21 protein-coding genes are annotated in these 22,731 nt (G+C 74.6%); 8 read left to right on the top strand and 13 right to left on the bottom strand.

The window, feature by feature from the left end; translation table 11 throughout:
* Positions 1 to 79 precede the first annotated feature (79 nt).
* Positions 80 to 1,273 (bottom strand): D-alanine--D-alanine ligase family protein, encoded by a 1,194-nt coding sequence (locus tag BLU42_RS05190; protein ID WP_231918452.1) that lies wholly within the window; start codon positions 1,271 to 1,273, stop codon positions 80 to 82.
* Between the two features lie 122 nt (positions 1,274 to 1,395).
* Between BLU42_RS05190 and BLU42_RS05185 the strand changes: the two genes are divergently transcribed.
* On the top strand, positions 1,396 to 2,532 hold the full coding sequence (locus BLU42_RS05185) for a trans-sulfuration enzyme family protein (protein ID WP_231918451.1): 1,137 nt from the start codon (positions 1,396 to 1,398) through the stop codon (positions 2,530 to 2,532).
* A 10-nt stretch (positions 2,533 to 2,542) separates the two neighbouring features.
* Here the strand turns inward: BLU42_RS05185 and BLU42_RS05180 are convergent, their stop codons facing one another.
* The gene (locus tag BLU42_RS05180; protein WP_331715257.1) at positions 2,543 to 3,535 is read right to left on the bottom strand and encodes an NAD(P)H-dependent glycerol-3-phosphate dehydrogenase; all 993 of its coding nucleotides are present in this window, start codon (positions 3,533 to 3,535) and stop codon (positions 2,543 to 2,545) included.
* Positions 3,532 to 4,314 (bottom strand): lysophospholipid acyltransferase family protein, encoded by a 783-nt coding sequence (locus BLU42_RS05175; protein ID WP_231918450.1) that lies wholly within the window; start codon positions 4,312 to 4,314, stop codon positions 3,532 to 3,534. The genes BLU42_RS05180 and BLU42_RS05175 overlap by 4 nt, the downstream gene beginning before the upstream one ends.
* A gap of 110 nt (positions 4,315 to 4,424) precedes the next feature.
* On the opposite strand from BLU42_RS05175, the gene cofC reads away from it, so the two are divergent.
* Entirely contained in the window at positions 4,425 to 5,333 is a 909-nt protein-coding gene (gene cofC, locus BLU42_RS05170) for a 2-phospho-L-lactate guanylyltransferase (protein WP_091073538.1), read from the top strand.
* A gap of 28 nt (positions 5,334 to 5,361) precedes the next feature.
* Here cofC and BLU42_RS05165 read toward each other — a convergent pair whose 3' ends face one another.
* The 3 genes from BLU42_RS05165 to leuC form a co-directional block, all read right to left on the bottom strand.
* Positions 5,362 to 5,745 carry an HU family DNA-binding protein gene (locus tag BLU42_RS05165; protein ID WP_269458016.1) on the bottom strand — a complete coding sequence of 128 codons (384 nt, stop codon included), beginning with the start codon at positions 5,743 to 5,745 and terminating at the stop codon, positions 5,362 to 5,364.
* A 65-nt stretch (positions 5,746 to 5,810) separates the two neighbouring features.
* A complete protein-coding gene (gene leuD, locus BLU42_RS05160; RefSeq protein ID WP_091073536.1) occupies positions 5,811 to 6,422 on the bottom strand; it encodes a 3-isopropylmalate dehydratase small subunit in 612 nt (203 codons plus the stop codon).
* A 31-nt stretch (positions 6,423 to 6,453) separates the two neighbouring features.
* Entirely contained in the window at positions 6,454 to 7,893 is a 1,440-nt protein-coding gene (gene leuC, locus BLU42_RS05155; RefSeq protein ID WP_091073535.1) for a 3-isopropylmalate dehydratase large subunit, read from the bottom strand.
* Positions 7,894 to 8,020: 127 nt separating this feature from the next.
* Here leuC and BLU42_RS05150 point away from each other — a divergent pair, with 127 nt between their 5' ends.
* Positions 8,021 to 8,746 carry an IclR family transcriptional regulator gene (locus tag BLU42_RS05150; RefSeq protein WP_091073534.1) on the top strand — a complete coding sequence of 242 codons (726 nt, stop codon included), beginning with the start codon at positions 8,021 to 8,023 and terminating at the stop codon, positions 8,744 to 8,746.
* A 115-nt stretch (positions 8,747 to 8,861) separates the two neighbouring features.
* On the opposite strand, the gene BLU42_RS05145 is transcribed toward BLU42_RS05150, so the two are convergent.
* Positions 8,862 to 10,040: a S1C family serine protease gene (locus BLU42_RS05145; RefSeq protein ID WP_091073533.1), complete on the bottom strand. Its 1,179-nt coding sequence runs from the start codon at positions 10,038 to 10,040 to the stop codon at positions 8,862 to 8,864.
* Between the two features lie 99 nt (positions 10,041 to 10,139).
* Between BLU42_RS05145 and BLU42_RS05140 the strand changes: the two genes are divergently transcribed.
* Positions 10,140 to 11,246 carry an App1 family protein gene (locus BLU42_RS05140; protein WP_197680625.1) on the top strand — a complete coding sequence of 369 codons (1,107 nt, stop codon included), beginning with the start codon at positions 10,140 to 10,142 and terminating at the stop codon, positions 11,244 to 11,246.
* A 25-nt stretch (positions 11,247 to 11,271) separates the two neighbouring features.
* Here BLU42_RS05140 and BLU42_RS05135 read toward each other — a convergent pair whose 3' ends face one another.
* The 6 genes from BLU42_RS05135 to BLU42_RS05110 all read right to left on the bottom strand — a co-directional run bounded on the left by BLU42_RS05135 (position 11,272) and on the right by BLU42_RS05110 (position 17,207).
* Positions 11,272 to 12,396, bottom strand: coding sequence for a Gfo/Idh/MocA family protein (locus BLU42_RS05135; RefSeq protein ID WP_231918448.1), 1,125 nt, complete (start codon positions 12,394 to 12,396; stop codon positions 11,272 to 11,274).
* Positions 12,393 to 13,172, bottom strand: a complete 780-nt coding sequence (locus tag BLU42_RS05130) for a ThuA domain-containing protein (RefSeq protein WP_407940253.1) — start codon at positions 13,170 to 13,172, stop codon at positions 12,393 to 12,395. The genes BLU42_RS05135 and BLU42_RS05130 overlap by 4 nt, the downstream gene beginning before the upstream one ends.
* Before the next feature lie 58 nt (positions 13,173 to 13,230).
* Positions 13,231 to 14,433 (bottom strand): hypothetical protein, encoded by a 1,203-nt coding sequence (locus BLU42_RS05125; protein WP_157719783.1) that lies wholly within the window; start codon positions 14,431 to 14,433, stop codon positions 13,231 to 13,233.
* Positions 14,417 to 15,319, bottom strand: coding sequence for a C39 family peptidase (locus BLU42_RS05120; RefSeq protein WP_157719781.1), 903 nt, complete (start codon positions 15,317 to 15,319; stop codon positions 14,417 to 14,419). The genes BLU42_RS05125 and BLU42_RS05120 overlap by 17 nt, the downstream gene beginning before the upstream one ends.
* Positions 15,320 to 15,439: 120 nt before the next feature.
* Positions 15,440 to 16,246, bottom strand: coding sequence for an inositol monophosphatase family protein (locus BLU42_RS05115; RefSeq protein ID WP_091073529.1), 807 nt, complete (start codon positions 16,244 to 16,246; stop codon positions 15,440 to 15,442).
* A gap of 10 nt (positions 16,247 to 16,256) precedes the next feature.
* A complete protein-coding gene (locus BLU42_RS05110) occupies positions 16,257 to 17,207 on the bottom strand; it encodes an ROK family protein (RefSeq protein ID WP_197680624.1) in 951 nt (316 codons plus the stop codon).
* Positions 17,208 to 17,373: 166 nt separating this feature from the next.
* Between BLU42_RS05110 and BLU42_RS05105 the strand changes: the two genes are divergently transcribed.
* The 4 genes from BLU42_RS05105 to BLU42_RS05090 all read left to right on the top strand — a co-directional run bounded on the left by BLU42_RS05105 (position 17,374) and on the right by BLU42_RS05090 (position 22,627).
* Entirely contained in the window at positions 17,374 to 18,345 is a 972-nt protein-coding gene (locus BLU42_RS05105) for a permease (protein ID WP_197680623.1), read from the top strand.
* Positions 18,338 to 19,180, top strand: a complete 843-nt coding sequence (locus BLU42_RS05100; RefSeq protein WP_091073527.1) for a TIGR03943 family putative permease subunit — start codon at positions 18,338 to 18,340, stop codon at positions 19,178 to 19,180. The genes BLU42_RS05105 and BLU42_RS05100 overlap by 8 nt, the downstream gene beginning before the upstream one ends.
* Positions 19,170 to 20,606, top strand: a complete 1,437-nt coding sequence (locus BLU42_RS05095; RefSeq protein ID WP_091073526.1) for a hypothetical protein — start codon at positions 19,170 to 19,172, stop codon at positions 20,604 to 20,606. The genes BLU42_RS05100 and BLU42_RS05095 overlap by 11 nt, the downstream gene beginning before the upstream one ends.
* 137 nt (positions 20,607 to 20,743) lie before the next feature.
* The gene (locus BLU42_RS05090) at positions 20,744 to 22,627 is read left to right on the top strand and encodes a S8 family serine peptidase (protein ID WP_091073525.1); all 1,884 of its coding nucleotides are present in this window, start codon (positions 20,744 to 20,746) and stop codon (positions 22,625 to 22,627) included.
* Positions 22,628 to 22,731 lie beyond the last annotated feature (104 nt).

Below are 22,731 nucleotides of genomic sequence, written 5' to 3'. Positions count from 1 at the left end.
CTTACCGGTATCGACGGCTCCGAGCCCTCAGCGCCGTCCTACGCGCACTGCGGTAAGAGAACCGGCGGGAGGTCGGTCGTCAGCGGAGGCCGACGGGGCGGGCCAGGGCGAGCGCGATCAGGCGGTCGACCAGGGCCGGGTAGTCGAGGCCGCTCGCGGCCCACATGCGCGGGAACATCGAGTGCGCGGTGAAGCCGGGCATCGTGTTGATCTCGTTGACCACGACGCGGCCCTCGCGGGTGAGGAAGACGTCCACGCGGGCGAGCCCCTCGCAGCCCACGGCCTCGAAGGTGCGCACGGCGAGGTCGCGGACCTGGTCGGCGACGGTCGGGTCGACGAGGGCAGGGACGTCGAGGTCGACCTGCTCCTCGGGGAGGTACTTGGCCTCGAAGTCGTAGAAGCCCGACTCGCTGTGCACGCGGATCTCGGCCACGGCGCTGGCCTGCGGGATGCCGCCGTCGACGTCGGAGAGGACGCCGCACTCAAGCTCGCGCGCACCGACGAACCCCTCCTCGACGACGACCTTGGGGTCGAAGCGCTGGGCCTCCTCGATGGCGGCCACCAGGGCCCCGCCGGTGTCGGCGTCGACCTTGGAGATGCCGAGGCTCGAGCCGCCGCGGGCGGGCTTGACGAAGACCGGGAAGCGCAGCGCGGACACGGCCTCGAGGCAGGCGCTGCGGTCGCGCGCCCAGTCTGCCGGCGTGATGGTGGTGAAGGGGCCGACGGGCAGCCCGGAGGCGGACAGGACGAGCTTCATGAAGTGCTTGTCCATGCCGACCGCGCTGGCGAGCACGCCCGCGCCGACGTAGCGGGTGCCCATCATCTCGAACAGGCCCTGGATCGTCCCGTCCTCGCCGAAGGGGCCGTGCAGGAGGCTCAGCGCGACGTCGACCGGGCCGAGCCAGGAGAGCGCCGAGTGCTTGTCGACGCCGCCGTACGACACCTCGTCGCGGACCGCGAGCCGGCTGCCGGGACCGTGGGTGAGCAGCATCGCGTCGGGGGCGTGCTCGCTGAGCTCGGGCAGGCGCCCGTCCACGACCGCGAGGCCGCGCAGGGTCTCGTCGTCGACGAGCACCCAGCGCCCGGTGCGGGTGATCCCGACGCCGACCACCTCGTAGCGCTCGGGGTCCAGCGCCGAGAAGACGCCGGCGGCGGTCAGGCACGAGACGCCGTGCTCGCTGCTGACGCCCCCGAACACCAGGGCGACGCGGACGCGTCGGACGGCGCCCCTGCCCTCGTCGGGCACGGTCGGCCCGGCCGGCGCTGTGGTCACCGTCGTTCTCCCGTCTCCGCGTCGCGGCCAGGGTCCGCCCTGCCGACGCGGGTGACCCTACCGGCGCGGGTGGGGCCGGACGGTCCGCCGCGCGCGGGCGCGCGGCACGGGAGGATGGGTGCGTGGACCACGACCTCGACCTGCACCGCGACACCCTCGCGGTGAGCCTCGGCCGCCCGACGCGTACGCCCGGCGCACCCCTGAACGTCTCCCCCGTCCTCGCCTCGACCTACGTCGGCGCGCACGACACGACGACCGCGCTCGGCTACGGCCGCGACGGCAACGAGACCTGGTCGGCGCTGGAGGAGGTCCTGGGGACGCTCGAGGGCGGGCGGTGCGTGACCTTCGCGAGCGGGATGGCGGCGGCGAGCGCCGTGCTGGACCTCCTCGCCCCCGGGGACACCGTGGTGCTGCCGACCAGCTGCTACCTCGGGGTCTCCGCGCTCGTGCGGTCCCGTGCGGAGAAGTTCGGGTGGGTGCTGCGCGAGGTCGACGTCGCCGACACCGAGGCCGTGCTGGCCGCCGCGGACGGCGCCGACCTGGTGTGGCTGGAGTCGCCCACCAACCCGCTCATGGAGGTCGCCGACCTCCCCGGGATCGGCGCGGCGCTGCGGGGCCGCGTCCGGACCGTCGTCGACAACACCTTCGCCTCCGCGCTGCTGCAGCGCCCGCTCGAGCACGGCTTCGACGTCGTCCTCGAGTCGGGCACGAAGTTCGTCGGCGGGCACTCCGACCTCCTGCTGGGCGCGCTGAGCGTGCGCACCGACGGCGACGGCGCGGACGAACTCTTCGCCGCGCTCGCCGCCGTCCGGCACGACAGCGGCGCGGTCCCCGGGCCGATGGAGACCTGGCTCGCCCTGCGCGGGATCCGGACGATGCCGCTGCGCGTCCGCGCCGCCGTCGCCAACGCGGGCGTCCTCGCCGAGCGCCTGGCCGCGCACCCGGCCGTGCGACGGGTCCGCTACCCCGGCCTGCCGTCCGACGAGGGCCACGCGCGGGCGGCCGCGACGATGGACGGCTTCGGTTCGCTGCTGTCGGTCGAGCTGGCCGACGGGCCGACGGCGGAGCGGTTCGTCGACGGCTGCACCCTCTGGACCCACGCGACCAGCCTGGGCAGCGTCGAGTCCACCTTCGAGCGCCGCCGCCGCTGGTCGGGCGAGCTCGACGTCGTCCCCGAGGGCCTGGTCCGGATGTCCGTCGGGGTCGAGCACGCCGACGACCTCTGGGCCGACCTGGAGCGTTCGCTCGACGCACTCTGATCCTCGGGCGCTACGCCCGTTCCCGACCCGGCGCTCGGCTCATCAGCGCGCGGACGGCGTCGGCCGGCGTGAGCTCGCCCGCGACGACGGCGGCGACGTGGTCGACGATCGGCATCTCGACGTCGTGGTCGTGGGCGAGCTGCTGGACCGAGGCGCAGGACAGGACGCCCTCGGCGACCTGGCGGGTGGCGTGGCTGATCTCGGCGACGCTGCGGCCGCGGCCCAGCTCCTCGCCGAACGTCCGGTTGCGCGACAGCGGGGACTGGCAGGTGGCGACGAGGTCGCCGAGGCCGGCCAGCCCGGCGAACGTGTACGGGTCGGCCCCGAGCGCCACGCCGAGCCGGCTGGTCTCGGCGAGGCCGCGGGTGATGAGCGAGGCGGTCGCGTTGGCCCCGAACCCCAGCCCCACGGCCATGCCGACCCCGAGCGCGATGACGTTCTTCGTCGCCCCGGCCAGCTCGCAGCCGACGACGTCGGCGTTGGTGTAGACGCGGAAGGACGGCGTGTGGCAGATCCGCTGCACGTCCAGCGCGGTCTCCTCGGCCACGCTGGCCGCGACGCTCGCCGACGGCTGGCGCGCGGCGATCTCGCGCGCGAGGTTGGGTCCGGTGACCACGGCCAGCCGCTCGGGCTCCACGCCGCCGGCCTCGGCGACCACCTCGCTCATCCGGCGGCCCGTGCCCAGCTCGATGCCCTTGGCCAGGCTGACGACGTGGGCGTCGCGCGGCACCTCCCACCCCTCGAGCGTCCCGCGCAGCAGCTGCGACGGCACCGCCAGCACGACCGCGTACGCGCCGTCCATCGCCTCCGCCGGGTCGCCGACCGCCCGCAGGTTGGCCGGGAGCTCGACGTCGGGGAGGTAGTCGGGGTTGCGCCGCGTGGCGTTGACTGCGGCGACGAGCTCGGGCCGGCGGGCCCACAGCGTGACCTCGTGACCGGTGTCGGCGACGACCAGGCCGAAGGTCGTGCCCCACGAGCCGGCGCCCATGACCGCGACCTTCACCGGCGCGGCTCCGGGGTCCGCACGGCGCGCGGGTCGAAGCGGACCGCCGGGGCCCGCTCCCCGCGGAGGTCCTCCAGGAGAGACGTCAGCGCGGCCATGATCCGCTCGGTCGCCTCGGCGAGGAGGACGGCGTCGACCGGCCGCCCGCGCAGGTCGTCGAGCGGCACGGGCGCCCCGACGCGCATCCGCAGCGTCGGGTGCGCCCAGACGCGCGGCACCCCGACCTTCCGTCCACGCAGGAACTCCTCCGCCCCCCACTGCGCGACGGGCACCACCGGGCAGGACGTCGCCAGCGCGAGCCGCGCGGCCCCGGTGTGGCCGCGCATCGGCCACAGGTCGGGGTCCCGGGTGATCGTGCCCTCCGGGTAGACGACGACGGCCCGCCCCTCCGCGAGCGCCTCCTGGGCGGCGACGAGCGCGTCCACGGAACGGCTGCTCCCCCGCTCGACCGGGATCTGGCCGACCCGGCGCAGCAGGCGACCGAGGCCGGGCACCGCGAACAGCGAGCTCTTGGCCAGGAACCGCGGCCAACGACCGGAGTACGCGAGGAACTGCCCGAGCGCCAGCGGGTCGGCGTTGGAGATGTGGTTGGCCACGACGATCACGCCGCCGCTCGGCGGCAGGTGCTCCTGGCCCTCCCAGGCCCGGCGGCTCAGCGGAGCGAGCACGACATTCAACAGCTTGACCAGCGGACGGATCATCTCGTCGCCCGGCTCGTGGTTGACCGCGTCCAGCCGCGGCACCGCCGTACGCCCGCCGTCCGCGTCCCTGCCTGTCACGCCCATCCGTCCCGCACCGGTCGCGCCGCTCCTGACGTGGCCGGGGCAGGCCGCCCCGGGTGCAGGTCACCCTAGTGCCGAGCCGGGGTGTGGCAGCATCGACGCCGCTCATGACGACGCCTCCGCACGCCGGCCCGACGGCCCCCGGCCCCACCCCCGGCCCCGACGGCGACGTGGGTGCCGTGGTCGCGCTCAAGGCGGGCGAGCACGTGAAGTCACGGCTCGCCCCGATCCCCCAGCCGCTGCGCCGACGGCTGGCCTGGACCATGGCGCTCGACACGCTCGCCGCCCTCGTCGACGCGGTCGCCACCGTCTGCGTGGTCAGCGACCAGCCGTCCCTGCAGGACCGTCTGTCCCGCGCCGGGCTCGGGACCGTGCAGGTCGTGCCCGAGGGCCGGCCGGCGGGCATGAACGAGGCCCTGCGCCTCGGGGCCGACCACCTCCGGCGCTCGGACGTGCCCCGCGTGCTCGCCGTCGTCGGCGACCTTCCCGCCCTGCGGCCCACGTCCGTCCGGACCGTCGTCGCCGGGGCCGCGGCGTACGAGCGCGCCTACGTCGCCGACGCCACGGGCGTCGGCACGACGATGCTGCTGGCCACGGCCGGGGTGGGTCTCGGCCCGCGCTTCCAGGGCCGCTCGGCCGCGGCGCACCACCACTCGGGGGCGGTCGCGCTCACCGACGAGCGGCTCGGCGCGACCGTCCCGCACGCCCGCCGCGACGTCGACACCGAGGTCGACCTCGCCGACGCCGCCGGCCTCGGCCTGGGTCCTGCCACCCGGGCGCTGCTCGACCCCCGGACCGGGCGGCTCGGCGCGTACGCCGTGGTCACGACCGTGGACGCGCCCGCGCGCGGGACCGTTCCCGAGCACGCCGAAACGCCCGGGCACGCCGTCACCACGACGGGGGTCCGGGTGCTGCTCCCGCCCGGCCGAGTCGCGGACGGCCTGCGCCTGCCGCGCCCGGGTCAGCGCCTGCACTGCGTCCTCGCCGGCGGCGAGGTCCTGTCCGCCTGGCTGTGAGGCCGGGGCGGGTGCGGCGCCTCGCCTCCTAGGAGGCCACGTGCTCGCCGTCGTCGGCGACGGAGGCCTTGAGGTCGGTGCCCGGACGGAACCGCACGACCGAGGTCGGCGGCGCCTCCTTGCGCTCGCCGGTGCGCGGGTTGCGCACCGTCCGCGCCGGCTTGTCGACCTTCTCGAACACCCCGAAGCCGGTGACCGAGACCTTCTCGCCCGTCGCCACCGTCTGCGTGATGGTCTCCACCACCGCGTTCAACGCCCGCGACGCCTCGCGCTTGCTGCCGTCGAAGTGCGTCGACAGCTCATGGATCAACTGCGCCTTGTTCACTGGCCCTCCAGCCCGCACGCGAGGACGGGCGCAGGGGCCCGCCGCCGCAGCCCCACTGCGTCGTGCGCTCCACACGCTAGAGATCATCTGTCGACAAGACAAATACCCCGCGGGGTGAAAGACCCAGAATCTCTAGAACGATAGAGAAGGCGTCAGGAGACCGAGGCCGTCCGGGCCGGGAGCGTCGCGGGCTTGAAGGCGGGACGACGGGCCTCGTACGCGTCGATGGCGTCGGCCTGGCGCAGGGTCAGCCCGATGTCGTCGAGGCCCTCGAGCAGGCGCCAGCGCGTGTAGTCGTCGATCTCGAAGTCGGTCTCGAAGCCGGGCGCGGTGATGGTGCGCGCCTCGAGGTCGACGGTGATCGGCGCCTGCGGGTGCTCCTCGACGAAGTCCCAGAGCTCCTCGACGACCTTCTGGTCGATCCGCGCGACCAGCAGGCCGGCCTTGCCCGCGTTGCTGCGGAAGATGTCGCCGAAGCGCGCGCCGATCACGACGCGGAAGCCGTAGTTCTGAAGCGCCCAGACCGCGTGCTCGCGGGAGGAGCCGGTGCCGAAGTCCGGACCGGGCACGATGATCGTCGCGCCGGCGTACTGCGGCTGGTTGAGCACGAAGTCGGGGTCCTTGCGCCACGCGGCGAAGAGCCCGTCCTCGAAGCCGGTCTTGGTCACCCGCTTGAGGTAGACCGCCGGGATGATCTGGTCGGTGTCGACGTTGCTGCGGCGCAGCGGCAGCGCGGTGCCGGTGTGGCTGGTGAAGGCGTCCATGGCTGTTCTCGTTCCTGTCCGGTCCGGGGTCTCAGCGGCCCTGCGGCGCGCCGACGAGCGCGTCGACGGGCCGGTCGAGGTCGGCGGGCGAGCTCAGCGTCCCGCGGACCGCGGTGGCGGCAGCGACGAGCGGGCTGACGAGGTGCGTCCGCCCGCCCTTGCCCTGGCGGCCCTCGAAGTTGCGGTTCGAGGTGGAGGCCGAGCGCTCGCCGGGGGCGAGCTGGTCGGGGTTCATGCCCAGGCACATCGAGCAGCCCGCGGCGCGCCACTCGGCACCCGCCTCCTTGAACACGACGTCGAGGCCCTCGGACTCGGCCTGCAGCCGCACGCGGGCGGAGCCGGGCACGACGAGCATCCGCACGGAGTCGGCGACCTGGCGGCCCTGGATGACCTCGGCGGCGGCCCGGAGGTCCTCGATGCGGCCGTTGGTGCACGAGCCGAGGAAGACGGTGTCGACCGCCACCTCGCGCATCGGCGTGCCCGGGACCAGCGCCATGTACTCCAGCGCCTTGGTCGCGGCCACGCGGTCGCTCGCCTCGGCGAACACCTCGGGCTCGGGCACGCTCGCCCCGAGCGGGACGCCCTGGCCCGGGTTGGTGCCCCAGGTGACGAACGGCGTCAGCTGCGCGGCGTCGAGGTCGACCTCGACGTCGAAGACCGCGTCGGGGTCGCTCTTGAGCGTCGACCAGTACGCGACCGCCGCGTCCCAGTCGGCGCCGGTCGGCGCGTGCGGGCGGCCCTTCAGGTAGGCGAAGGTCGTCTCGTCGGGCGCCATCAGCCCGGCCTTGGCACCCCACTCGATGCTCATGTTGCAGATGGTCATGCGGCCCTCCATGGAGAGCGCCTCGATGGCCGACCCGCGGTACTCGACGATGTAGCCCTGGCCGCCGCCGGTGCCGACCTTGGCGATCAGCGCCAGGACGATGTCCTTGGCGGTGACGCCGGCCGGCAGCTCGCCGTCGACGTTCACGGCCATGGTCTGCGGCTTGGCCTGCGGCAGCGTCTGGGTGGCGAGCACGTGCTCGACCTCGGAGGTGCCGATGCCGAAGGCGATCGAGCCGAAGGCGCCGTGCGTCGAGGTGTGCGAGTCGCCGCAGACGATGGTCATGCCCGGCTGGGTCAGGCCCAGCTGCGGGCCGATGATGTGGACGATGCCCTGGTCGAGGTCGCCGAGGCTGTGGATCCGGACGCCGAACTCCTCGGCGTTCTTGCGCAGCGTGTCGACCTGCGTGCGCGACACGGGGTCGGCGATCGGCTGGTCGATGTTCAGCGTCGGGGTGTTGTGGTCCTCGGTGGCCAGCGTCAGGTCCGTACGGCGGACGGGTCGGCCGGCCTGGCGGAGGCCGTCGAAGGCCTGCGGGCTCGTGACCTCGTGGACGAGGTGGAGGTCGATGTAGAGCAGGTCCGGCTCGCCCTCGCTGCTGCGGACGACGTGGTCGTCCCAGACCTTCTCGCTCAGCGTCCTACCCATGGACCAGGCTCCTCTTCGACTGCGTGCTCTGACGGGTCCCCGGTGCTCCCGGGGCCGTGTCCGGACTCTCGTCCTGCTGCTGCGCGTCGGGTTTGCGTTCCAGCATCCGAGACGGCAGTATCAAGGCATGGACAACTCTAGCGGTGTCGGCGTGCTGGACAAAGCCGCCATGGTGCTCGGTGCGCTGGAGACCGGTCCGACCACCCTCGCGGGGCTCGTGTCGGCGACCGGGCTCGCGCGGCCGACGGCGCACCGGCTCGCGGTCGCCCTCGAGCACCACCGGCTCGTGAGCCGCGACCTGCAGGGCCGCTTCGTGCTCGGGCCGCGCCTCGGCGAGCTCGCCTCGGCCGCCGGCGAGGACCGCCTGCTGGCCACGGCCGGCCCGGTGCTCGCCCGGCTGCGCGACATCACGGGCGAGTCGGCGCAGATGTTCCGTCGCCAGGGCGACTTCCGCGTCTGCGTCGCCACGGCCGAGCGGATGTCGGGCCTGCGCGACAGCGTGCCGGTCGGGACGCAGCTGACGATGCAGGCGGGTTCCGCCGCCCAGGTGCTGCTGGCCTGGGAGGAGCCCGACCGCATGCAGCGGGGCCTGCGCGGCAGCCGCTACTCCGCCGTGGCCCTCGCCGCCGTACGCCGTCGCGGCTGGGCCCACTCGGTCGGCGAGCGCGAGGCCGGCGTCGCGTCGGTGTCGGCCCCGGTCCGCTCCCCCAGCGGCAAGGTCATCGCCGCGGTCAGCGTCTCCGGCCCGATCGAGCGCCTCTCGCGCCAGCCCGGCCGCCTGCACGCCCCGGCGGTCATCGCCGCCGCCGAGCGGCTCAGCGACGTGCTGCGCCGTAGCGGCTCCGAGGGCTGACCCTCACCCGTACGCCACCCGTACGCACGAGGCGCACCTTTCTCGACGAGGCGCACCCTGCAGGGTGCGCGCGGTCGGAGAAGGTGCGCCTCGTAGGTCGAGGGGCCGCCGCGGCTCAGTTCAGCGGGCTGGAGCCCAGCGTCACCTCGGCCGAGGTCGAGGAGCCGTCGGCCCCCGTCCACGTGACCCGCACCCGGTCACCCGGGTCGAGGCCGGCCAGCGCGTCGGTGAGGTCCGAGGCCGAGGCGACGGTGGTCGAGCCGACGCCGGTGATGGTGTCGCCCGCCTCGATCCCGGCCTGCGCGGCCGCCCCGTCCTCGACGACGCCCGCGATGCTCGCACCCTCGTTCGACGCGCCCTCGGCCTCGCGCCCGTAGCCGTCGCCGTAATGACGCCCGTAGCCGTACGCCGAGTCGCTCACCGCGCCCGTCGCCACCTGGACCCCGAGGAACGCGGCCGGGCCGATCCGGACCGCCGAGGTCTCCTCACCGCTGCGGATCTGGGTGACCACGGCGAGCGCGGTGTCGATGGGCACCGCGTAGCCGTCGATCTCGCCGCCGCTGGAGGCGGCCGTGTCGACGCCGACGACCTCGCCCTCGGCGTCGAGCAGCGGTCCGCCGGAGTCGCCGGGGACCACGTCGGCGGAGGTCTCGACCAGCCGTGTGAGGCGTTCGCCGGCCACGTCGCCCTCGGACTGCGTGGTGATCGACGACGACAGGTCGGTGACGGTGCCGTCGGCGGCGGTCAGCGAACCGGTGCCGCCCGCGTTGCCCACGGCCGTGACGGCGTCGCCCACGGCGAGGGTGTCGTCGTCGATGCGCGCGGTGGCCAGCCCGCTCGCCCCTGCGAGCTGCAGCAGCGCGACGTCGGCGGCCTGGTCGGCGCCGACCACCGTCGCGGTGTAGGCCCGCCCGCTGCCCGGCAGCGTGACGCGGATGCTCGTCGAGCCCTCGACCACGTGGTAGTTCGTCAGCACCTCACCGTCGGAGGTCAGCACGATCCCCGTCCCGGCGGCCTCGCCCCCGCTGAGCACCGTGTCGACCAGCGCCACGCCCCGCGACTCCGCGGCCGTCGCCGGATCGGAGTCCACGCTGCTCGCGGTCGCCGCGCCGCCCGCGCCGTACGAGCCGCGCGCGCCGTACGCGTCGACCGGCCGCACGTCGGCTGCGGCGGGCACCGCCAGGCCGAGCGTGGCGCTCAGCAGGCCGCCGGCGAGCAGGGCGGCCCCTGTTCGGCGAGCACGGTGGCGGACCGGGCGGGAGGTGGACGCGGGAGCGGGGGTCGGGAAGGTCATGGCTCCACGGAACCGTCACCGGCCGTGACCGGCCTCGGGCCCGGCTGGGCAGGTCCTGTGAGCGGGGCTCGTACGGCGTCGGTTCGTTAGGTTGGTCCCGTGCCCTCGAACCCGCTGCCGGACCAGGCCCTGCACGTCGCCGCACGCCTGGAGAACCGCTGGGTCGGGTGGCGCACCGAGCGGGCGCGCGCAAAGGGCTACGTCCCCCTCGTCATCCCCTACACCGGCTACGGCAGCACGTCCTGGATCAGGGTGCTGGGCCGGGTGATGCTCAACCGCGGCACGCACCGGCTCACCGGCGAGCCGATCGGGACGCGGGGCTGGCGCAACTTCACCAGCGTCCCCGTGCAGCGGGCCCGGGTGCGCGTCGAGGTGGGCGGCAGCTCGGCCGAGGTGACGGCCGACCGCTCGGGGCTCGTCGACGCCGTCGTCGAGGTCGCCCTCGAGCCCGGCTGGCACCGGGTGACGTACGCGGTCGAGGACACGCAGGACCCGGCGAGGGGGACGACCCCCTCGAACCCCCGGAACCCCGTGAGCCCGACCCACGGCCGGGTCTTCGTCGTCGACCCCGAGACCCGCTTCGGCCTGGTGTCGGACATCGACGACACGGTCATGGTGACCGCCCTGCCCCGACCGCTGCTGGCCGCCTGGCACACCTTCGTCGTCAACGAGCACGCGCGCACGACGACGCCGGGGATGCCCGTGCTCTACGAGCGGCTGACCGACACCCACGCGGGCACCCCCGTGGTCTACCTCTCCACGGGCGCCTGGAACGTCGCCCCGACGCTCACCCGCTTCCTCTCCCGGAACCTCTACCCGGCCGGTGCGCTGCTGCTCACCGACTGGGGCCCGACGCCGGACGCGCTGTTCCGCGACGGCACCAAGCACAAGCGCGACGCGCTCGAGCGCCTCGCCTCCGAGTTCCCCGACATGCGCTGGCTGCTCGTCGGCGACGACGGCCAGCACGACCCGGAGACGTACGAACGCTTCTGCGAGCGCCACCCCGACCGGGTCGTGGCCGTCTGCATCCGGCAGCTCAGCCCCGGCGAGGCGGTGCTGGCGGGCAGCGGCAACCGGCGCCACGTCCGCCGCGACGGCAGCAAGGTGCCGTGGTTCTTCGGCAACGACGGCGCAGCCCTGGCCGAGCAGCTCGAGGCGGCCGGCCTGCTGGGTGACTCGCCCCAGCAGCCCGAGGTCGAGGCCTAGGCCCCGACCCCGGGCTCACCTGGGATCAGGCCTGCCGGGTCGGTCGGTCGAGCCGGATCTCGCGCTGCTCCTCGGCCGAGCGGTACGCGGCGTCGACGACGCGGGCGCGCGTCAGGGCGTCCTCGCCGTGGAAGTCCGACCAGTCCGGCGCGAGCACCTTGGCCAGGAAGTCGTCCACGGCCTCGCCGTGCCGGCCGTCCGGGCCGAGCGCCGGGAACAGCTCAGCGGGCACGCCGTGCAGCTCGGTGTGCACCTCGAGCCGCGACTCGCTCCACGAGCCGGAGCTGCCCAAGACGGCGCCGCCCTCGGAGCCGTACAGGACGACGTAGAGCTCGTCGGACTTGATGTAGGACGCCCAGCTCGCCTCGAGCAGCAGCGTCGCGCCGCCCGAGAGCCGCACGAAGGCGGTCGAGAGGTCCTCGACCTCGAAGGGCACCGTGCCGTCCTCGCCGGCCGCGACCGTCGGCCGGTCGACCGAGCCGCCGCGCCCCAGCGGGCCGAACTTGGCGTACGTCGACGCGCTGACCGCCTCGGCCGCCGGCTCGCCCATCAGGTGCAGGGCCATGTCGAGCATGTGCACGCCGATGTCCATCAGCGGGCCGCCGCCGGCCAGCGACTTGCGGGTGAACCAGGTGCCGAGCCCGGGGATGCCCGAACGGCGCAGCCAGCCCGCCTTGGCGTAGTAGATCTCGCCCAGCGCGCCGGACTCGACGAGCTTCTTCAGCGCCTTGACGTCGCCGCGGCGACGGTGGTTGAACGACACGTCGAGCACGCGGTCGGCCGACCGTGCCGCCTCGACCATGGCCGCACCCCGCTCGGCGTCCTCGGCCAGCGGCTTCTCCGACAGCACGTGGACGCCCGCGGCCAGCGCGGCCAGCGCCACCGGTGCGTGCAGCGCCGTCGGCGTGGCCACGCTGATGACGTCGAGGTCGGCCTGCGCGATCATCTCCTCGTAGCCGCGGAAGAGCCCCGCGTCGGACAGTCCGTAGAGGTCGCCGAGGCGGGCCCGCGGCTCGTCCTCGAGCCCGGCGATGGCCACGAGGTCCACGTCGGGGCGCGCGGTGTACGCGTCCATGTGCTGCTGGCCGGCCCAGCCCAGGCCGACCACACCGGCGCGCAGCGGGGCGCCCTCCTGCCGCGGGGCGCTCACTCTCCCGCCTCCGGGTTCAGGCTCCCGCCGACGAAGTCGGGCACCTTCATGTTGACCAGGCCGGGGGCCGTGCGCCCGGAGCGCTGCTCGGGCGCCGCCCAGCGCACGCCGTTGGCGAGCACCCGCTTGATGTCGGGGTGGTGGTACACGGGGAAGTCCTGGTCGCCCGGGGAGAAGTAGAAGATCCGCCCGCGGCCGCGGCGGAAGGTGCAGCCGGACCGGAACACCTCGCCGCCGGTGAAGCTGGAGATGAAGACGAGCTCGTCGGGCTCGGGGATGTCGAAGTACTCCCCGTACATCTCCTGCTCGGGGATCCGGATCGGGTGCGGCACGCCCTCGGCGATCGGGTGGCCCGGCGCCACGGTCCACACCAGCTCCGTGTCGTCCTTGCTGCGCCAGGCCAGAGCGCAGGAGGTGCCGAGCAGGCGCTTGAAGATCTTGGAGAAGTGGCCGGAGTGCAGCACGAGCAGGCCCATGCCGCCCAGGACGGCCTCGTGCACCTTCGCCACCACCGCGTCGTCGACGTCGCCGTGCTTGACGTGGCCCCACCAGGTCAGCACGTCGGTGCTCGCCAGCACCTCGTCGGTCAGCCCGTGCTCGGGCTGGTCGAGCGTCGCCGTCCGGGTCTCCACCGCCTCCCCGAGCACCTCGCGCAGCCCGGCGGCGATCGCCCCGTGGATGCCCTCGGGGTAGCGCTGCGCCATCGCCTCGCGGTACTTGTCGTCGGTCTCGTGGAAGTTCTCGTTCCACACGGTCACCTTGATCGGTTCAGTCACGACGGCCATGCTGCCAGCCGCGGACGCCGCTGCGCAGGCTGCGTCCGGCGCGTCCCGCTCAGCAGCCCGCGCGACCCAGCGGACCGGCGGCGTCGGTGTCGAGCAGGGCCTGCACCGAGTCCTGACCCTTGTCGGCCGGGGCGTAGCCGACGGCGACCACCGGGCCGCCGTCCGCCCAGACCCCGCCGTAGGAAGGGGTGAGCCGGGCGTCGGAGAAGCTGCGGAGGTCGCCCACCCAGGTCGCGTCCTCCCCCGTCCACACGACGGTGTCCCCGGCGACCCGCGGGAACTGCGGGGCCTGCGCCCCGTCGGCCAGCAGCCGTGCGGCGGGCCAGCCGTCGCGCCAGACCCAGACCTGGCGCCCCTGCTCGCCGCCCACCCAGGCGAGCGTTCCCGCGTCCGCGGCCAGGTAGTAGGGCCCGCGCACGCCGGCGAGCGGCGCGGGCAGGTCGACCGGTGCGTGGGTGGCGAGGTCGATCGCCCGCAGGCCCGAGGTCTGCCCGGCCGCGTCGCTGTCCGCCCACACCAGCCAGGCCCCGAAGCGGACCGGCGCGCGGCCGAAGCCGCGGCTCAGCCGCTCGACGTGCCCGTCGGCGAGCCGGTAGCCCGACAGCACCGTGCGGCCCGGGTCGGCGTCGCGGGTCTGGGTCCAGTAGAGCCAGCCGTCGGCGAGCACCGGGTCGACGAACGGGGTCTGCATCAGCTGCCCCTGCGCATCCGGCTCGCCGTGCGCGACCTCGACCGGCGCGGCGTCGCCCTGGCTGTCCCAGACGTAGAGCCCGAAGTCCTCGAAGCCGGAGTACGAGCGGTCGACCCGGTAGGCCAGGTAGCGCCCGTCGAACGTGGCGCCGAGCACCTGCCACTCCGGGTGGTCGAGGCCGAGGTCGGCCACCACCCGGTCCGCGGTGGCGTCCGCGGCCCCGAGGTGGCGCCAGACCAGCGCGTGCCGCACCCCGGGCACGTCGGAGACGGCGAAGACCGACCGGTCGGCGAGCCCGAGCGCCACGGTCAGCGTCTCGCCGGCCCGGGGCGCGACCACCCCCTCGTCGAGCGCCGCGCCCCAGCCCTGCGGCAGCTCGACCGTGCAGGGCGTGGTGCCCTCGGCGGCCACCGTCGCGGCGGTGGGCGTCGGACCCGGCGCCGGCGCGTCCGACGTGCCGGGCGTGCTGCCCGCGGAGCACGCGCCCGACGCGAGCAGCACCGCCGACGCGACGAGCCCGTACGCGGCCCGCCGGACCGAGCGGCTACCAGACGTAGCCACGCGCTCCGAAGATCATGACGATCTTGGCCGTGTCGATCTCGTTGTAGCGCGGGACCGGGGCGGCCCACGAGATGCTCGAGCCGGCCACGGAGTCGGCGTAGCGCGTGGTCGCGCCGTCGTCGTCGTAGCCGCGCACCGCGACCCAGTGGTAGATCGTGCGGTTCGGGTGCCCATTCAGGTGCGGGCCGTTGCGCACCTCGACCGCGTTGCCCGCGATGCCTCGCTGCTGCACCGCGACGTCGGCCTTCAGCCGGTCGCGGAACGTCTGCACGTCCTTCTTGCTCGGGGTGTACGCGAGGTTCTGCGGGGTGTAGTCGAAGCCGCCGGAGTAGCGCTCGAGCGCGCGCTCCATCGGGTAGTTGCCCGAGCCGGCGTACCAGTTCGTGCCGTTGCTCGTGGTCTTCAGCCGGGAGGCCGCCGTGCTCTGCGAGATCGTCGCGCCGCTCGCCATCGCGAGCATCTGCAGCGTCGCGGGCCCGCACCAGTAGCTGCGCGTCTGGGCCTTCTGCTTGACCGCCTTGATCGAGCGGTGCACCGGCAGCGCGGCGGGGGCCTCGGCCTTCGACGACGACGACGACGCCGCCGACCGGGCGCCCTTGGCGGTGCGCTGGCCGGCGAGCACCCGGGCGACCGCGGCGTCCTTGGCCGCGATCGAGGCCCGCTGCTGCGCGGTCAGCATCGGGGTCCCGACGACGAGCGAGCGCTCGGGCCCGCTCACCGCGGGAGCGGCGGCCAGCGCGCGTGCGGTCGAGCGACCGGAGTCGGCGGCGGCGGTGGAGGTGGGTGGGCCCCCGGCGAAGGCCGGCTGGGCGCCCAGCAGCACCGCGGCGCCCGCCACGCCCAGCTGCACCAGCGTCCGGCGTACGGTCCGCGCTCGTGGAGCCACGTGATGTCCTCTCGTCAGCCCCGAGCCGCTGCCCGGCCGGGCAACGCCGCCGACGATAGGTTCTCGCGAGATCCGCCCGCAACGATCGTGGCGAATTCGTGATCATCTTCGTGCGGAGTGTCAACCCAAGATCGAGACCAGCTCGTCGTAAGCGGCCGGCGTCGCCGCGATGATCTTGTTGCCCGCCAGCAGCGTCTCCGGGGTCAGGTAGTCGCTCACCCGCGCCCCCGCGGCCTCCAGGACCGCGACCGCCCCCAGGCAGTCCCACGCGTTGATGTGCGGCTCGACGTAGCCGACCAGGCGCCCGCAGGCGACGTCGCAGAGCCCGAGCGCGCCCGAGCCGTTGCGGACGAACATCCCGTGGGCGCGCATCAGGCGGTCGAGGACCGGCACGACGTCCTCGGGACCGACGCGCGAGGAGCAGCCGAGGAAGGTCAGCCCCTCGCTCACCGACGTGGCCGGGCTCGGGTGGATCTCGGTGCCGTTGAGCGTCGCCGGGCGGTCGGTCGCGCCGACGAACAGCTCCCCGGCCGCGGGGTTGAGGACCAGCCCGAGGACCGTCGCGCCGTCACGCACGTACGCGACCGAGACGCACCAGGTGCGCAGGCCGCTCACGAACGGCTGGGTGCCGTCGATGGGGTCGACGACCCAGATGCCCTCGCTGCCCGGGAAGTCGGCGTGGCCGGTCTCCTCGCCGAGGAAGGCGTCGTGGGGGAACGCCTGCGCGAGCCGTTCCTTGACCAGGTGCTCGACCGCCACGTCGGCCTCGCTGACCACGTCCTGCACTCCCTTGCTGCGCACGGTCAGCTCGGCGAGGCGGTCGAAGTAGCCGAGGGCCACGGCACCGGCGTCGCGGATGATCTCCTCCGCGACCCGTGCGCGCTCCTGCAGCCAGGTCTCCCCGGTCTCGGTCGTCGGGTCGGTCACGGGCTGCTCCTCAGATGTGGGGGGTGCTGGTGGTGGGTCCGGGTTCGTCGCGCCAGAGCCACGCGGCCCCGCGCACGCCGCTGCTGTCGCCGTGCGCGGCCTTGACCACCGAGGTGTAGAAGCAGGGCGAGAAGGTCTGGCCGGCGAGCGCGGGCGGCAGGTCGGTGTAGAGCTCGGGCACGTTGGCCATGCCGCCGCCCATCACCAGCACGTCGGGGTCGAGCACGTTGACGACCATCGACAGCCCCCGCGCCAGCCGGTCGACGTAGCGGTCCCAGACCAGCCGCGCGAGCCGGTCCCCGGACCGCACCCGGTCCATGACCTCGCGCGGCGTCACGGGCACGGGCGCCGACAGGTCGAGGTCGGCGTGCAGCGCGTACGAGCGGGCGAAGGAGCGCCCCGACACCCACTGCTCCATGCAGCCGTGGCGGCCGCAGTAGCAGGGCGGGCCGGGGACCTCGGTGACGTCGGGCACGGGCAGCGGGCTGTGGCCCCACTCCCCCGCGCTGTGGTTCGGGCCGTGGTGGGCGCGCCCGTCGACGGCGATCCCCGCCCCCGCGCCGGTGCCGAGGATGACGGCGAAGACCACGCGGTGGCCGACCCCGGCCCCGTCGGTCGCCTCCGATACGGCGAAGCAGTCCGCGTCGTTCGCGGTCCGCACCTCGCGCCCCAGGGCGGCGCGGAGGTCCTCCTCCACCCGGCGACCGATCAGCCAGGTCGAGCTCGCGCCCTTGGCGACCCCGGTCCTGGGGTCCAGGGAGCCGGGAAGCCCGACCCCGACGGTCGCGGTGGCGCCGAGCTCGGTCTCGACCTGCGCGACCAGGCCGGCGATGACGTCGAGGCAGGCCGCGTAGTCCCCGCGCGGGGTGTCGACGCGGCGCCGCAGCAGCTGGTGGTCGTCCTCGTCGAGCGCGACGACCTCGATCTTCGTGCCACCCCAGTCGACGCCGATGCGCACCACGCGTTGCTGCTCACTTCCTGGAGGGGCCTGTGCGGTCCTTGACCGTACAGGTCCGCCGCAGACGTTCCGCCGAAGGCCCGCGTCGTGCGAGACTCGTCCCGCTCGGGCGGCACGACGTCGGAGCACGCCCTTGAGCCAGTCGGTCCTCGCACGACCAGCCCCACCGGTGACGCGCCCGTACGCGCTGCGGCCGGCCTGGGTGCTCCTGCCCCTGGCCGCGGTCCTGCTGTGGGTCTGGGCGCCACCGACGCCCCGGCTGCGCGACGACGTCCAGGACGTCGTCACCCTCGCGGTCAGCGTGCTGGTGGAGTCCCTGCCCTTCGTCGTCGCGGGCATCGTCATCTCGGTGGTCGTGCAGCTCTGGGTGCCGGCCGCCGCGCTGGTCCGGCTGCTCCCGCGCCGGGCCTGGGCGCGACGGGCGGTGCTCTCGCTGCTCGGCGCGCTGTTCCCGGTGTGCGAGTGCGGCAACGTGCCGCTGGCGCGGGGGCTCATGGCGCGCGGGCTGAGCGTGCCGGAGTCGATGACCTTCCTGCTGGCCGCGCCGATCCTGAACCCGATCACCGTGGTCGTGACCTACCAGGCCTTCGGGTTCGGCGACGGGATCCTGCTCGCCCGGGTGCTCGGGGCCTTCGTCATCGCCAACGGGGTCGGCGCGCTGCTGGCGCGCCACCCCGACCCGTCGCGGCTGATGACGAGCCAGTTCCGCCAGGCGTGCGACCGGCACGACCATCCCCACGGTCCGCGGGTGCTGGCCGCGCTGCCGATGGTGCTGCGCGAGGCGGGTTCGCTGCTGCCGGCGCTGCTCGTCGGCGCCCTGGTCGCGGGCGTCATCCAGGTGGCGGTCTCGCGCGACCTGCTCCTCACCCTCGGGCAGAACCCCGTGTGGTCGGTGCTGGCGCTGATGGCCCTGGCCTTCGTCATCGCGATCTGCTCGACGGTCGACGCCTTCTTCGTGCTCGGCTTCGGCTCGACCTTCACCCCCGGCGCCGTCGCCGCCTTCCTCGTCATGGGCGCGATGGTCGACGTCAAGATGGTCGCCCTGCTGCGCACGACCTTCACGACGGCGACCCTGGCCATCGTGACCGGGCTGGTCGTGCTGTCCACGCTGGTGCTCGGGCTGGGGATGAACCTTGTCTGACCCCGGCACCGGTACGCGCTCCGACGCGCGGCTGCTCTGGAGCGGGGCGGCCCTGCTCACGGTGCTCTGCGTCGCCACCCTCGGCCTGGCGGCCACCGGCCGCCTGACGCTCTACATCCACCCGCGCTACGTGACCCTCAGCGTCGTGACCGGGGTCGTCGGCCTCCTGCTCGCGACCCTGGGGCTCGTGGTCGTCGCCTGCGAGCGGCAGGACCACGAGCACGGGCACGACCAGCACAAGCACGACCAGCACGAGCACGACCAGCACGAGCACGACGACCAGGCGTACGCCTCGGCCGCGACGGCCGCCCGACCGGCCGAGCGGCTCCAGTCGGTCGGCCGTGCCGCGCTGGTCGCCGTCGTCGCCGTGGTAGTGCTGGTCGTCCCTCCCACCACGTTGAGCGCGGCCCTGCGCAGCGACCGGAGGCTCGTGACCACCGGCCGCGCGCTCGGCGACGCCCCGGCCGAGCCCCTCGTCGGCGCCGACACGTCCAGCTACACCGTGCGGGACTGGGCGGCCCTGGCCCAGCAGGGGCCCGACGCGGTCGCGGGACAGCCGGTCTCGGTCGTGGGCTACGTGCTGGACCGCGGCGAGGGCGACGTCTTCTGGGTGGCGCGCCTGACCGTCAGCTGCTGCGCCGTCGACGCCCAGCCGGTCGGTGTCGCCGTGCACCGGCCGGGGTGGCGCCGCGAGCTGGAGACCGACGCCTGGGTGAGCGTGAGGGGGACGTTCGTGGACGCGGGCGACCTGCCGGCCAGCGCGCAGCACTCCGTGGTCGTCGAGCCGACCGAGGTCACGACGGTGCCCGAGCCCAAGGACCCGTATGTCTTCTGACGCGCTGCTGGCGTCCGCCCCGGTCCTGGGCCCCGAGGTCCTCGAGGCACCGCCGCCCGGGCGGGGGCCGGAGCGTTCCTTCCGCGTCCTGGTGACGACCGTCCTCGTCGTGCTGGCGCTGCTCGCCGCCGGTCTGACCGCCGCGAACGCGCTGCGCGGGCCCCGCGTCGTCCGGTCCGACGTCGATCCGGTCCGCGCGTCCGCCGTCGCCGGGCAGCACTGGACCCTCGACCTCGACCAGGCCACCGTCGCCGACCGGGTGGAGGTCGCGCTGGAGCCGGACGTGCCGGTCACGTCCACCGTCACCGGCCGGCGCGTCGACGTGCGCTTCGAGCGGCCGCTCGACCTCGCCACGACCTACACGCTCTGGGCCACGCTGCCCGGCACGGGGTCGCACGGCGTCTCCCACGTCGTCGAGCGGCTCACCACCCCGACCGGCGAGGTCTTCCTGCTCCAGCGGGCCGGCAGGGCGGGCGACGGCGGGACCGACCAGGTGCTGCGGACCGACGTCGCGAGCGGCCGCCAGGAGTCCGTCTTCCACGCGCGCGGGGTCCAGGAGGTCGCCTCGGCCGCGCCCTACCTCGCGGTCGTCCGGGCCGACGGCGCCAACGGCCGTGGGGCCCTGGAGACCGTACGGCTCGGGCCCGGCGCTGGCGGGGCACCCGTCCCGGTGGCGAGCGGGAGCGTCCTCCAGCAGCTGCGCTCCTCGGGCGCGGGCGGGCTCTTCGGCTACGTCTCCGTGGCCGTGGGCACCGACGACCCGCCGCAGCTGCACGCCCTCGACCCGGCGACCGGGCGCTCGGGCCTCGTCCTCGGCTCGGACGGTCAGCCGATCCAGGCGGTCGACTGGCGCTTCGTGCCCGGCACCAGCCAGATGGTGGTCCAGACGCCCGACCTGCTCGTGTGGCTCGTGGACCCGTGGAACCGCACGCCCGTCCGCCCGCTCGGCGGCCACTCCTACCTCGTCGACTTCGTCCCGGGCACGCGACAGCTGCTCGTGGAGGACCGGACGCGGAGCGTGCTCGACCTGGCCACGGGCCAGCAGCACGAGCTGACCTCACCGCTCGCCCCCGCCGGTCAGGTCGTCTACCAGGCCTGGACCCTGGCCACGCCGGAGCGCACGCCGGTGCTGCTGTCCGGGGTCGACGCCTCCGGCGTCACCACCTCCGACCTCACGCTGGAGGTGGGCGACGGCGGGATGGGCGGGCGGCCGGTGTGGGAGGTGCCGACAGGGTCGACCGTCGTGCGCACCTGCCTCTCACCCAACGGCCAGCTGCTCGAGCTCGACGTCGCCCCGCCCGGGGCCGCGCCGGACGGCTACCCGATCGTGCCCGGGTCCCTTGGCACGGCGGCGGTGCTGGTCGACCTCGGCAGCGGCCGGGTCTCCGACCCGTTCCCGGGCGGCGCCTCGACCTGGTGCCACTGATGCCCCGAAGCTGGAACCGGGAGGATTCGTCCGGATCCAAGAAGTTTTTTGCCTAACCGTCGACGAGACTTCCTGAGAAGTGCTTGGGTCGTTCTGGGGTTGCCCGAGGGGGGCGACCATCGACGGGGGGACGTCGCATGGACGGACGCGCACGGATGGCTCGATGGCTGGCGGCCTCGCTGGCCGCGGTGGCGGCGGGAGGTCTGCTGGCCGGACCCGGGCTCGCGCCACCGCCCGCCCAGGCCGCGCCGGTGACGACGCCCGCGCCCACGCCCACGCCTGATCAGACGGCACGGCCGGCGGGCAGCCCGACCGGCCAGGCCGCCGTGTCGACCTACGTGGTCGAGGCGAGCAGCCAGAAGGCGTCGCGGCGCGCCGCTCGGGCCGTCGAGCGGGCCGGCGGGACCGTCACCCACCGCTACACGGAGGTCCTCGACGGCTTCGCCGCGGAGCTCACCGCACGGCAGGCGCGCGACCTCGACCGGGTCCGCGGTGTCCGCACCGTCGCGAAGGACCGGGAGGTCGTCGCCAACCCGTGCCTCGACTGCGCGCCGGAGGCGCTCACCCGCACCTACGTCGCCAACTGGGGCCTGCTGCGGCTCGGCAGCCGCACGCCGGTCACCCTCGAGCCCGGCCGGCCGGACGGCCCGGTCTACGTCGCCGACAGCGACGGCGAGGGAGTCACCGCCTTCGTCCTGGACTCCGGCGTGGACGCGGTGCCCGAGCTCGGTAGGCGCCTCGGAGCCGGGCGGGACTTCGTGTCCGACCGGACCGGGACGACCGACACGTCCGACTGCACCGGGCACGGCACCAAGGTCGCCGAGGTCGTGGCCGGCGCGACCACCGGCGTCGCCGCGGCGACGCGCGTGGTGCCGCTCCGCGTCTTCGGCTGCGACGACCGCGGGTCCTGGAGCACCGTGATCGCCGCGCTGGACTGGGCCGTCGCCCACCGCCCGCAGGGGCCCGCCGTGGTCAACCTCAGCGGTTCGGGCCGGACCTTCGCCCTGGGCGACCGCGCCGTCCGGGCCACCGTCCGCGCCGGTCTGCCCGTCGTGGTGTCCGCGGGGAACGACGCCGGCGACGCCTGCCGGCGCAGCCCGGCCCGGGTCGACCAGGCCCTCACCGTCGCCTCGAGCACCATCGAGGACCGCCGGGCACCGACCTCGAACGCCGGGCGCTGCGTCGACCTCTTCGCCGCAGGCGAGGACGTCGTCACCACCTCGGGCGCGGCGAGCGGCACGTCGTTCGCCGCCGCCCACGTCAGCGGTGCGGTCGCCCGCTACCTCGAGAACCACCGTCGCGCCACCCCCGCCCAGGTCGACCGCTTCCTGCGGCAGAACGCCACGCGGGGCGCGCTCAGCGCCACGAAGGATGCGCCGAACCGCCTTCTCTACCTGCCCGCTCCGGTCGCCCCCGGCGCTCCCCGGGAGGTGAAGGCCTCCGTCGACCCGACGACGACCGCGGTCAGCGTCACCTGGCGGCCGCCCGCACGTGCCGGCAGCGCGCCCGTCATCGCGTACCAGGTGTGCCTGCTCGACGTCGACGTGCTGACCCACACGCCCGGAGGCCAGTGCATCGAGGTCTCCGCCTCGGCGCGGAGGGCCACGCTCGGGACGGGTTCCGACGCGGTCGTCGTCGAGCGCGGCAGCGTCTACTCCGTCCGCGTGGCGGCGGTGAGCAAGGCCGGGAGCGGGCTCGGGTACGACCAGGTGCAGGTGCCCCGGGCGCTGGCCAGCAAGCCCGGCATCGGCGGCCTGATCGACGAGGAGGCCCGGGGCATCCTGCTCTTCGTGCAGCCCACCGAGCAGGCCTACGACGTCGGTCCGGTCACGGGGTACCGCTTCACCCGCAGCGACGCCGACGGGAGCAACCCGGTCTCGGTGACCATCGACGCGGTCAACACGTTCTACGAGTTCACCGACATCGAGCGCGGACGGCCCTACCGGTTCACCGCGGCGCTCGTGACGGCCGAGGGCGTCGGCGCCGAGAGCGACCCGATCACGATCACCTACCCGGCCTGAGCGGGTGTACGCCGGCGCGGGCACCGACCGCGCCGGCGTTCACCCGGGGCGACCAGCCCGAGAAACGGCAAAACCCGTCGTCACCGAGGTGACGACGGGCCTGA

The organism is Microlunatus sagamiharensis (genome assembly GCF_900105785.1).
Taxonomy (GTDB): Bacteria; Actinomycetota; Actinomycetes; order Propionibacteriales; family Propionibacteriaceae; genus Microlunatus; species Microlunatus sagamiharensis.
Note: the sequence above shows the minus strand (reverse complement) of the source record. Positions and strands in the feature narration are given on the sequence as shown.